General features: G+C 46.6%; 7 protein-coding genes. All 7 read right to left on the reverse strand.

Going from position 1 to position 12,631, the window contains the following annotated elements:
• Window positions 1–6: 6 nt before the first annotated feature.
• Window positions 7–1,434 (reverse strand): sialate O-acetylesterase, encoded by a 1,428-nt coding sequence (locus AC59JO_RS02615; protein WP_497303201.1) that lies wholly within the window; start codon window positions 1,432–1,434, stop codon window positions 7–9.
• A 29-nt stretch (window positions 1,435–1,463) separates the two neighbouring features.
• Window positions 1,464–3,299, reverse strand: coding sequence for a six-hairpin glycosidase (locus AC59JO_RS02620; protein WP_413669075.1), 1,836 nt, complete (start codon window positions 3,297–3,299; stop codon window positions 1,464–1,466).
• Window positions 3,292–4,242 (reverse strand): glycoside hydrolase family 43 protein, encoded by a 951-nt coding sequence (locus tag AC59JO_RS02625; protein ID WP_497303204.1) that lies wholly within the window; start codon window positions 4,240–4,242, stop codon window positions 3,292–3,294. The genes AC59JO_RS02620 and AC59JO_RS02625 overlap by 8 nt, the downstream gene beginning before the upstream one ends.
• A complete protein-coding gene (locus AC59JO_RS02630; RefSeq protein ID WP_497303206.1) occupies window positions 4,243–5,625 on the reverse strand; it encodes a glycoside hydrolase family 140 protein in 1,383 nt (460 codons plus the stop codon).
• Between the two features lie 293 nt (window positions 5,626–5,918).
• A complete protein-coding gene (locus AC59JO_RS02635; RefSeq protein ID WP_497303208.1) occupies window positions 5,919–9,017 on the reverse strand; it encodes a DUF6298 domain-containing protein in 3,099 nt (1,032 codons plus the stop codon).
• Window positions 9,018–9,087: 70 nt separating this feature from the next.
• Entirely contained in the window at window positions 9,088–10,749 is a 1,662-nt protein-coding gene (locus tag AC59JO_RS02640) for a polysaccharide lyase (RefSeq protein ID WP_413669079.1), read from the reverse strand.
• A gap of 64 nt (window positions 10,750–10,813) precedes the next feature.
• Window positions 10,814–12,622 carry a RagB/SusD family nutrient uptake outer membrane protein gene (locus AC59JO_RS02645; protein WP_413669080.1) on the reverse strand — a complete coding sequence of 603 codons (1,809 nt, stop codon included), beginning with the start codon at window positions 12,620–12,622 and terminating at the stop codon, window positions 10,814–10,816.
• Window positions 12,623–12,631 lie beyond the last annotated feature (9 nt).

Raw genomic sequence — 12,631 nt, forward strand, 5'->3', positions numbered from 1 at the left:
GTATATTCAGTTAGCAGTTAAGATAAATTTCAGAGGGTTATCCGTGCGGAAGGGCGCAGCGGGCAAGCCATCCTTGTTATAAAAATTGGGCTGTGCGGTTTCCGACCAGGCAAAGCGCGCGGCTACAGGTTTGGTGACCGATGCGGCAGATACTTCAACGGTATTGCCTTTGATAGTGGCATCGGCTGTAACAAAGTTTCCATCAGTACCGGCAATGGTGAAATCAGTAAGCGGTTTACCGTCATGGCTTGCCAATCCGGCACCTACGTGATCAAACTCAAGGATGATCTTATTGCCGCTTATTTTCATGCTTTTATACACCGGGCCCGAAAAAACTACCGGTTGCTTGTAGGTATTTGCCAGGGCCTGTAGTTCTAAACGCCGGCCTATCTCCCATTTAAATGGCGGATGGATATTTTTAAGATCATCGTTCAGATCAGTAGTGATGATCATGCCCGTATGCGGGATTTGCAAGGCGGCAGCTTGCGCCTCGCGCAATTCAGGTTCGGTAAATGGCGTATAGGTTACGGGGCCTTTTCCCTGGGTATAGTAATAGGGTGCTATCTGCACATAATAAAATGGCAGCGTTTTATCGCCCCAAAGCTTACGCCAGTTGTTGATCAGCGCTTCCATTTTGTAGGTGTAAGTGATGGTTTCACCTAAAAAGCAGGCACTTTCGCCCTGGTACCATAAAAAACCTTTCAACGCAAACGGAGCCACCGGTTCAATCATTTTGGCATAAAACTTACCGGGATCCCCATCTATCTTAACGTTGTTCGCCTTAAAGTATAGGATTGCATCAAAGCCCTCCTGTGATACCCAGGGCTCAATCCGGCTTCCGCTTACTGCCGATGAAATAATACCTACGGGCACTTTCAGGTCATGCTGCAGATTTTTAGCAAAGAAATACCCCGCTGCCGAAAATGCCCGCAAAGCCGAATCTTCAGCTACACTCCATCCCGAATGCGTTGAATCGGGCTTTAACAGATTTTTCTGAGAAGCCAGAAAAATCCTGATCTGCGGGTTGTGCGCGCGGTCCAGTTCATCAACAGGCGAATTGGCGGTGCTGGTATCCGGCTTTTTCACCTTACTATTTTTGCGCATTTCGTATTGCATGTTTGATTGACCCGAACAGAGCCATATCTCACCCACCAGTATATTTTGCAGTTGAATAGTGTTTTTACCTGATATGGTCAGTGTTGCGGGTTTAGCGGAGGCCGGCATCGCGTCAAGCTTTACCATCCATTTGCCCGCTGCATCAGTTATAGTTGTTTTGGTTTGTTTAGCAAACTTCACCGTCACCTTTTCGCCCGGCGAGGCTGTGCCCCAAACAGGTACGGGTGCATTACGCTGCAGCACCATATTGTTGCCCAATACTTTGGGCAAAACCACCTGCGCGCCGGCAATCCCGGAACTCAGCAGGCAGATCGTCAACCAACAATATTTTATAAGGCGCAGCATTATTAGTAGTTACTTGTTTTAAATGATTTGATATAAAAGACGGCTTGCTTTACAGCTTCCCCGGCGTTTGGACGGTCGAAATCCTGATCGGTAGGAGTATCAGCATCCGGGAACCTCCTGATATCCCCGGTACGGAACACGACCCGGTTTATGCTCAACACCGGGGCAAAAAACAGCCCGGTAAGCACATCCTTGCCGTTTACTATCACGGTGTAAAAGCGGGTATCGGTATTCAGCTTGATCACTATATGATATTGTGTACCGGCCTCATATTTCATAAAGTTTTTGTTGCGGTACCCGGCCTTGGTCCTGAATTGCCCTGCCGAATCAAGCGTCAGCCTGATAGCGGCAGTACCTTTTTCGTCCTGAAATTCGATATCCAGCATACCGGTGTTGTTTTGTCCGGCCGTGATAGTAAAATCGGTCATCAATTTTTTGGAAACCGGTACAACCCGCTCGGCTTTGGCAAAATCAAATGGGTCGCTGTCTTTTAGGGTTAACGCGCGTTCTCCATCAGGCGACTTGTTGATAGCCGCGGGAGCCCATTGCGGGCTGTAGGTATTCCATTTCTCCAGTTCTTTACCGGCAGGTAGCTGATTAAAAACCTCGTTAGCATGCGCATCCGCTTTTTCGGTGACCGGTACCGGGATCGATGACACCCAGATATCCTCCTTGTTCATGCTGTAGGTTACCCAAAGTTTTCCATCGGGCGGGATACCGTTCCCTTCTTCGATACCGCGCGTATATTGCGGACCGTATGATTTATAAGCACCGCCGTAACGCATGGTGGTGATCTCGCCGTTAACCAGCAACAAATTGGTGTAATCCAATCCGTCTTTACTCACAGACAAAGCCAGCGGCCAGCGAAACTCCGAAGGGTTGTAAACGGTAGCATATTTACCGTCGGATGTGCGCTGCCCCCAGATTTTGGCGTTGGCAGTCACAAAACGCGGTGCACGGGCCGCATTTGCAGGCCATGTTTTGCCGTTATCAGTACTGATTGCGGTAAGCGCGTATTTCCACAAGCCAACCACGCGGCCATCTGGCAGGTGATAAAAGTTGAAGGCTTTATAATCCTTATGCAGCGGGATCAAGGGATCTTTCCTGTCGGTTTCCTCAACCCACTGCATCATCATCAGCGGGTTAGCCATCAGCTCATCGCAAGCCTGTACAAAACCTTTGTCCTTACTGGTTTTGTAAAAAGGATATGAGGTATTCTTTTCGTTCCATTTTGGGTTGTAATGAATAAAATAGACCGGCCCGAATTTGCCGTTCGGTAAAACCTCACGTACCACGCGACCAATGCCTAAGCCATCATTCGGATCATCATGACCATCTAAACAAATTCCATAAAAACCAAGCACCAGCAAACGTTTTGATTTAGAAGTATAAAAACCCATCCGCTGGTGCATCACCGAATACAGGTCTTTTGCGACACCGGGGTGCCCCTCTTTAGTAGTACCATCGGGTATTTTATATTGGGGAAAAACCACTGTTGGTTTCGACCATGCTTCACCATCTTTCGAGGTCATAAGCAGGGTTTGTCCCGGCGGCACGCTTTCGCCTACCTTATCGCTCAGGTATTCTACATAAAATGTATTGTTCCAATAAGCCAGCATGGGCGCATGGTTGTAGGTAAAACCAAAGCCATCGGCCAGTTCCGGGTGTTCACGGTTGGCCCGGAAAATCTGCTTGCTGTGCACACCAATTACCGGGGTTAACTGCCCGTGATGATAATCGACGTTCGCAACCGTATTGCCGCTGTAATGCACGGTATCCTGTGCATTGGCGCTACAGGCCATCGAAATAAAAAACAATATGATGATGAACTTATTCATGTTTAACTCCTTTGCTTTGCCCGGCTGCCTGCAAAAGCTGCGCAAGCTGTTTTTTGGTGACTTTAAATATGGTGCCATGCTTATGCCCTACCGGCACGCTTACGCTATCGGCCAGGTCTGTAAAAGTTTTAAAGTCGGTTGTGCGCACAGCGCCATATCTTTTTAAGCGGTACGAGTCATAATAGATGAGCCAGTTATCGCCTGCTTTGGTCATACTGGGGCCTTCGCTGTAGGGTTCGGTAAACCTCGGCGTATAGTTACTATAAGGGCCTAAAGGATTATTACTGAACGCCACCAGGATATTGCGGTTTGGCCGGGTGTTGTCTTTCATCACCAGCGCGTAATCATTTTTGGCCCGCTTTACGATCTCTGCATCAATCACACTAAAGCCAGGATCAAGGAAAAGCTTTGATGGGCTGAAGGTTTTAAAATCTTTAGTAGTAGTGTAGTACAGGCGATGATTATTGTTCTCATATTCCTGCCCCTTCGGAAAACGAAAAGGTACAGTAGAAGCCCAAACGATAATGAAATAGTTATTATCCTCATCATAAAACAATTCCGGTGCCCAGGCATTCACTGCGGTAGGCTCGTTAGCCATTACCTCAATATGCTCTTCTGCCGACCAATGAATTAGGTCTTTTGAACTGGCATAACCGATACCTTTATCGTTTTTCCAACCGGTTGTCCACACCAGGTGATAAACCCCGTCAGGTCCCTGGGCTATGGATGGATCGCGCATGATTTTAGCGTCGCCGACTTCCGGTTTAATGAAAATATGATCAATAGCATTCCAGTGATAAGCATCGTAACTGTACAAGAAGCGCAACCCTTCATTGGCGGGCTCATGAAACGAGGTAAAAAGGTACACGCTTTTACTGGCCCTGCATGAAAACATCAACGCAATAGCTAATAATAGGGTGATATGTTTAATAGTCCTGTTCACTTATATCGCATCAATAATGAGCACCCAGTCGTTACCGTTTGATACCTTGCCGGGTGGTTTAAATTTGATTGTTTTAGCTTTTGCGAAGGTCCCGATAGCGGTAGTTTGCCCGTTGCGCGGGTTATACCATGATGCTTTTAATTTGGTGCCTTCCAGTTTATCGGCATTGATATTGATCTGCACACCAGTATAGGTATATACAAACGCGTAGTTTTTGCCTCGGGTGGCGATCAACCTCTTGTATTTTTCGCCATTGTTACCTGCTATCAAAGATTGATCGGGTACGCGATCCAGATACGGGCGCGACAGCATTAGTCTTTTCAAATAAATCATCTGCTTAGCACCGGGATCATTAACCGAATTGTACCAGTAGCCTTTTGAGCCATAAGCGCTGCCTTTATCTGTTGGCTTGTGCATCTGCATTACGTCGTTATCGCCATAAGTATATCCGCAGGCCCCGGCAAAAACCGACCAGTATCCATATCGCCTTACGTCGGCGGCAGTCCAGCGGGGTAATTTGATATTATGTAATCCGTAAGGAATTTTTTCGTACGATGGTTCGGCATCAAGCGTTGGTTTTGCGGGCGATAGGTTATAATCCGTTTCTACATAACGCCAGTTGTCTTCGCCATACTTCAGGTCTTTCTTTGAGGTATCCTGCGCGTAATTGCGATGGCCGGACTGAAAGCAATTAAAATCTAACCAGCTTTCATTATGAAACCATTTTGATGATTGTGTACGGCCGCGTGGATGATAGGTAATCAGGTGTGTTCCATCCACGTCGTGCAGCGTGTTACCAATAGCATTCCAGGTTTGTAATGAATCTGAACCTGCAATGTCACCGCCATTCATCCAGATCACATTTGGACGGTCACGATATCTTTTCGCTAAAAATTCGGCGTATGCTTTCGCTTTTTCAGCACCGATATGGCTTTCTTTTACAACCGATCCCCAAACAGGTACCAGTGCCACGTACAAACCTTTTTCAGCAGCTTTGGCAATGATCCAGTCGATATGATCCCAATAATCATATTCGTTGCCTTTGCCAAAGGTATTGCCGGGAGTTGTTTTTGGTTGAGCGATATTTTTGTTGCTCAGGGCAGAATCGCCATAAGCGTTGGTCTCTTTAATGCTATGCACCACCATCACCTGGATCACATTAAAACCCTGCTTGCTCCGGACGTCGAGATATTGCTCAGCTTCTTCCCTTTTCAATTTGGAGAACAGCAGCCAACCGGTATCACCAAGCCAAAAAAATGGCTTATCGCCGGCCATAAAATAGCGGTGGTTGGTGGATATGCTTAAATGGGGCATTACATCCTCGCTTTTGAATGAAAAAAGCAATAATGCAATAGCAATTAGTATGGTAGATTTTTTAAGCATAAAATAGTAACAATTAAAAATCAATTGTCATTTCGACGAACAACTAGGAATGTGCGGCTGCGTGAGGAGAAATCTTATACGTCCTGCCTTACACCATCCATTACAAATTTGCGTGGCGTATAAGATTTCTCTTTCGCCCCCTGCACTCTGCCCCCTCTGCTCTATCGAAATGACATTTTCTTATATATCTCGCAAGTTCAAGCGTCCTTCGCTTGAACTATACCCAAAGTAAGCGTCCACGCTTTACATTCCACATATTTTACAGGAGCGTGGACGCTTGACCGTGCGCAGCATCAATTACGGCTTAACCACAAAATGGCAACGCCGTTCCCTTGTGCTTTAATTTCCGTATTAGCAGTCCCCTTTATCGTTTCTTCACCGGGTAAAAGCTCACCGGTTTTCGGGTCGATCCATTGTGCTTTGTAGCTGATACCAGTTGATAGATCAAGGTGGATCCCACCGCCGTTGCTGTAAACTATGTATCCTTTTGATGAAGCCAAACCCCATTGATCTTTAGGCGAACCGGGCAAATCAACCGGTTTCATGCCGCTTGCATCAGTCAGGAAAGCTTTATTGGTTGTGGCAGGCAGCACAGGTAATGATCCCCCGGCTATGAATACCGCCCAGCCAAAATGGTCGTAATCATCGGCAGAAAACAACACCGCTTTATCCGGGTATTTGGTGCGATATTCGTGTACCGCACGGTAAACCTGTTCAAACGATGCCGCCTTTGGTTTAAAGATTCGGGCTTGCTGACGTGGTGCCAGGCTTTGACCGCCGATGGGTTCATAAGCCGTTCCGTTGGCCTGGTAGTACCAATAACGGATATCGATGACGTTAATAACCGAAGCCGTTACAGGATCAGCAAGAATAGCATCCTGCACATCCTTGGTGGCACTCAAACCTATGATCTGTTTCTTTTTATGGGTGGTTTCCCACTGTTTAATAGTTTCAACCCAAAACTTCATAAAGTGCAGCGGACCGGTAAATTCTGCCCCTATCTGCTGGATCACCCCGGTATTACCGGCGAAGTTGTCCATACATTTATTGATGTAGGCAATATGCAGCTTGCGCCTTGCCGGGTCGGTTTCGTCATAAAACTGCTCGGCCATAAACTGGCGTTTGTCGCCTGCATAAGGTACAGGCTCGGGGAAACCCGTGCCGTTGATATTGTTTGCCGTGCGCCACGGAAAATCGGTGTAATGCGCACCTGCTTCAATAATGTTATGTTGAAAATAGTTTTGGTGGACCAGCACCAAACCTTTCTGATCGGCCAGATCGGCAAACTGTTTCAGGCGGTTCCAGTACCAGGTATTGTATTTGGTCAAATCATATTTGCTTAAACCATCGTAAGCCAGCTCTTTACCGCTGCGGGCGAATGGCAGCTCATAAAATGGGGCCCAAACATCGCCATCCATCCTGCGGATGCGCTCGTGATCGTCGCGGCGGCGATCATACCATAAACCGTAATTATGCTCAAATACCACTATATTATCTTTTCGCATCCAATCGGTAACTGAATTTAAATCGTCAGTTAAACCGGTACCTATTTGGCCGGGTACCCAGCGGGAGATGGCCGGTTTGGCTTCCTTTTCGGTATAATCGGGATGTACGGTGCCGCTCCACCACGGGGTTTCAAAATGCCTGCCTGTTAATACCACATTGCCACGGGTTAACCAGCCGTTGGTAACGGACATCTTTGGAGCTAATGCCGCAGTTGCAGTATTTTTATATCCTATTTCGTCAATAGTTTTAGCGTTTGCAGATGATACGCTGATCGAATTTCTTTTTGGCGATTGATCTATCCAGTTGCTGATAGTTACTGCAGGTTTACGTGCAGCGGCCATCAACTCGGCAGCTTGTTCAACAGTTGGGCTGCTCGATGGCTCGGTAGCCGGATAAAGGATATCGGCCTGCTTAGTTACATCTTTATTTAAACGGCTAGCCAGCTGCGCATAGTAAAAACTTCTTGGGCTTATGGTACTGTTTGGTATACTCCAATAACCATCACCGGCAAATTGCGCCCATGTACCGAAGGCCCAGTTTTGAGCGGTTGGCGGTTGATAGCAATCAACACGGGCTGCGGTACAATTCCAGAACAGGCTGTTGGCTGCGCTCCATCCGGCACCCTGTCCGTCCTGTCCGCGGTTCATATAGCTTAGTGGCTGACCATCAATATTGGCGATATCAAATAAAACACCTGAGGCCCAGCTATCAATACCGCCACTAAAACCCAGCGAACCTACCGACATACATTGCACAAAAGCATTTGGCCCCGGTGCGCAATAGCCGGTTGCAAAATCATGAAAACCCTGCTCAGAATATAAACGCTGAAAAAGATTTTGTCCGCCCATAGTCAAGAATGTATTACGGCGCTGTCCCCCTATTTCCGAAACCGGCGCAAGTGATTTACAATCCTCCACTGTAACGCGGTTACCGGTAGTACCAACAAATACTGCCGAGCCAGCAAAATGCTCAAAAGTTACCTGGCGTACCCAGGCGTCACTCACATTTTCCATGGTGATTGCCATCCAACGGTGTGCTTCGTCCTTGGCGTTAGCGTTGTTATATGCAGATTGGAGTTTTAAGTTTTCGATACCTACCTGCGCAATTCTGCCGGGCCATTGGTAGGCTGCGATTAAACCACCTCCATAAGTCGTATCTAAAGCCGTTGTTAACGGCGCATCAAGGGTTATCTTATTACCATCTACCGATGTCACCTTGCGATCCCAGTAAATATCACGTTCGCCTGGTTTCCAGGCTAAGGCGGTTAGGTCGCCGCCAAAATGATCGGTTTTGATGGTACCGATCCATGCCTGTGTGCTTGGGCGGTGAATTAAAACCAGATCGCTGGTTTTAATATTTGCGCCATCTGCAATATGCAGCGTATTGGCATTTACCGGTACATAAGCATCGGTAATTTTAATTTCTTTGGATGTTTGCCTGTCATTTTTTCCGGTTACATGTATAAAAGTTTCCCTATCCGTTCCGGCAGCGAATAATACGGTACCGTTAGGGCCCATCCCCCTTCCGCGTAAAACCACGCCGGATGCGTTTATTTTGAGGCTTCCATTAACCTGGTAAGTGCCTTTATTCAGCAATACCGCTCCGCGAAAACCGTCTTTATCAGCGGGTAATCCGGCTACATAATCTAAAGCGGCCTGGATCCTCAGTGTAGCGTCACCTGCTTTTACAGGCACTACAACTTTTACAGGCACAAAAGGGATCGGCTTTTCAGAAGCCATATATCCGCAATACGAATAATCAGGAATACGGTCGCCATTTGGGGCGGCCACATAATTTAATTTGCCGTTTTTATCAGCAGCAACAGGCGGCTGTGGTTTAGGGGCTTTTTTCTTATCCTGCGCAAATAAGGGGGTATGCAAAAGCATCCCCCCAGTCATTAAACCAACCCAAATATAAATCCTTGTAAACCTCAATCCCCGCATTATAGTGTCTTTATTATTTTAACGAAGCCAATTTCTTTTCGCCTTTAGCGGCTACTGTATTTAAATATACTTCGATATTGGTATAACCGCCGCCATTTTTTGCAGGCAGGGCCGAGTCTTTGCCATCTTTAGGGTTCAGGCCGTGAGCCAGCTCCCAAGAGTCAGGTAAACCGTCGTTATCCGAATCTTTGTAAGGCGTACCTTTATATTCAGGATAGCCACCAACCTGCCATGGAGCAGTGATGATACCCAGTTTGTATGAGTCTTTAGGTAATTTACGCACTTTAAACTGGTAAGCAGTATCGGTTTCCATGTCTTTGTACGTGATTTTACCGGTACGTACCTGCTCTGTAATGCGTACATCAACCGGGTCGCGTTTTGGCAAGGTTGCGCCGGCATTTGCCACAACAAATTTAAAGGCATCTTTTGCCGATAAGATCGTCATCGAAGGCATCGGGAACGGAACATCTGATTTCATATAATCCTTGTACTGGCCGGCATCAGGTAATTCTTTACCACCCGGACCTTCAACCTGGATACCACCGTTCCATGCATCTTTGGTTACCTCAGGATAGCCCTCCATGATGTTACCTGAGGCGTAAACACGACCGAATACTTTTTCTTTAAGCTTGCTCCTGCCCGATTCCGGTTTCAGGATGCGGTGACCAACCGGTTCATCTTTTGGTGTAACCGGACCTGGTTTAAAATAGTTATTGATCACATTGTAATTGGTAGTATAATCGCCGCCATCCATTGAACGGTGGTGCCAGTTAAATACTACGTTATTTACAAAGTTGTATACACCGTTCCAACCAACTGATGGGTTACGGCCTGTATTATCTGCCCAAAGGTTACGCATCAATGAGCTGTTTTCGCCGCCGGTAGTTGAACCGAAAGCGTGGTTCCAGTAATCCAATGATTCGGAATAGATACAATTCTGGATAGTGATATTTACAGTACCCAATTTCTCTTCTTTCGATCCATCTCCCGGATCAAACATGTGGCGGTACATCGAAAAGTTTTCGTCCAGGCCCCAGCTTGCGGAAACGTGGTCGGCAATGATATTACCAACAGGGTTACCACCCAATGCGTCATCACGGCGACCAACATTGGTTTCGCCACGGCGGAAACGCATATAGCGGATCACAACGTCATGTGTATTTACCCAAAATGATTCGCCTGCAATACAAACACCATCGCCCGGAGCAGTTTGCCCTTCAATGGTGATATATGGAGCCCTAACAATAATTGGCGTTTTGATACGGATGATACCGGCAACGTTAAATACAACGATACGGGCACCGCCTTTTTCACAGGCCTCACGCAGGGTACCGGGGCCATTATCAGCCAAACTGGTAACTACATATACCTTACCGCCACGACCGCCAAAGGTAAATTTGCCACCGCCTTCGGCACCAGGAAATGCCGGGATCTTAGCCTGCGGCAGATCGGTTGGGCGGGCAGCCCATGGTACGTATACTTTGCCACGGCGCTGATCGGCCTGGATAATAGGCAGTGCAACCGCCCATGCTGAATCTGAACGACGGGTAGCCTCTTTCATCAAAGCTTCACTCTCTGCTTTAACCTTCTCCGGCACTTCAGGGTATTGGGCAAAAGCCGGTTTAGCTAAACCCAATGCCGCTGCTACTAAAAATAAAGCTGTGTGTTTTTTCATATTCTATATTGGTAATATTCTTTCTGTTGATTGGTTAGCAGGCACCCATCGTTCAATTAATTTGTTATTGAAGCGGATCAAACGGCCCACCCCAAGTGTTGTTTTGTTGTAAATTAATATTGTTCAATAATGCCGCAGAAGGGATGCCGAAAAAGTAATCACCTGCCTGCACCGCAATGTTGTATGAATCCAATGTTTTGGTTTTAACAGTAAACGATGAAGTATACAACGCATCCAATGACGCGGCTGCCGAAGCATCACGTGTGCCGGTGATATAATCCTTAGCGCTTGCATTATTGTTAAGGGTAACTGTAAGACCTGTTCTTTTTGAGCCATTTAATGTACTTTCCAACAATTTACGGCGGCGAAGGTCCCAGTAGCGTTTACCTTCAAAAGCAAACTCAATTTTACGTTCGTTCATGATAGCAGTGATCATCTGGTCAGGGCTCATGCCTGCATTTAAACCATACTGGTTATCAGCACCGGCTTCAATGCCGGCACGTTTCCTTATTGCCGCAATATTGGTATAGCCTGTAGTTACATTACCCAATGCAGCAGCACATTCGGCCTGATTTAATAAAACTTCGGCATAACGGATCTCCATCCAATCGGTACCTACATATTGCGCATTAGATACGCTGATATTAGGATCGATAGCTTTGCGCAGATAAAACCCGGAATTGGTTGCTGATGCAGGTTCGGTAGTTTTAACACCTGAACCATCTGCCTTGTTGTAATAAAAGTAAGTCCACAGGCGATATGAAGTATTACCGTTTATGGGCCAGTTACAACCATTGTATGCAATAGTTTTGTTAAACCTCGGATCGCGGTTGTCAAAAAACTTCGAATCGTCATAAGTATATTTGGTTGATGTGCCAGGTGCTTTACCGTCAAGCATCGGGTATGATTTTACAATATCCCAGGTAGGCTGGTTTGAACCGCCTTTGGTACCCAAATAAGCCGGGCGGGTTGCATTATCATACGTGTTGTTATTTTGGTTTTGATCGGTTGATGAAGTATTATAACCAGTAACCAAAATAGCCTCCGGGTTGCTGCTGCTTTCGGTAAACCACATATTATCGTAAGATGGGTTTAAGCCGTAGTTGTTGGCTGTCAAGATCTGCATTGCCTTATCATTGGCATCGGCAGCTGTTTGCCAGCGGGCGGCATCATTGCTGGGATTAAACTGGGGACTTGCATAGGTTAACAATACCCTACCTTTAAACGCTGCTGCAGCGGCCGATGAAATGCGGCCATAATCGCTTCCACTCCATTTGGCAGGCAGATATTTGATGCAGCTATCCAAATCGCTCACAATTTGTTTAAAGCACTCTGAAGTTTTGTTACGGGGCAGTAAAGCTGCGTTTTTAGCATCCTGTCCAATGGCGTCCAACGGCTTTAATACCAGCGGAACGCCGCCATATAACCTTACCAGATCAAAATACCTGAAAGCCCTCCAAAAATAAGCCTGAGCCTTATACCTGTTTTTGGTTGATGCCGGTAAAGTGCTGGCATCAAGGTCTTGCAGTGTTTGGTTGATATTACGGATGCGGCCGTAGTTATTGCTGATGTTTACTGAGGTACCGATATCACCGACGGTTTCGGTGGTAACTGTACCTTTTACGTACGCGTTATCGCTGTAAAATTCGTCGCACTTATCGCCGCCGCCGCCAATGGCGCCGCCGGTGTCGCCAAACCAGCCGGGCTGATTAGCTGTATAAAGATAATTAATGTTTAATATGGCTACTGTTGAGTCATTAAACACCTGACCGGGGGTACTATGGGTAAGATCCTCTTTATCAAGCACCTTTTTACAGTTTGTAAACAGGGCTGATACGATCAAAGCTGCAAATATGGTTTTAAATAATTTCATGTCTTTCAA

The organism is Mucilaginibacter sp. A5337 (assembly GCF_059690695.1).

Coding starts and splice junctions, on each gene's coding strand:
- AC59JO_RS02620 (WP_413669075.1), bottom strand. CDS start 3,299: ATGAATAAGTTCATCATCATATTGTTTTTTATTTCGATGGCCTGTAGC.
- AC59JO_RS02640 (WP_413669079.1), bottom strand. CDS start 10,749: ATGAAAAAACACACAGCTTTATTTTTAGTAGCAGCGGCATTGGGTTTA.
- AC59JO_RS02635 (WP_497303208.1), bottom strand. CDS start 9,017: ATGCTTTTGCATACCCCCTTATTTGCGCAGGATAAGAAAAAAGCCCCT.
- AC59JO_RS02645 (WP_413669080.1), bottom strand. CDS start 12,622: ATGAAATTATTTAAAACCATATTTGCAGCTTTGATCGTATCAGCCCTG.
- AC59JO_RS02630 (WP_497303206.1), bottom strand. CDS start 5,625: ATGCTTAAAAAATCTACCATACTAATTGCTATTGCATTATTGCTTTTT.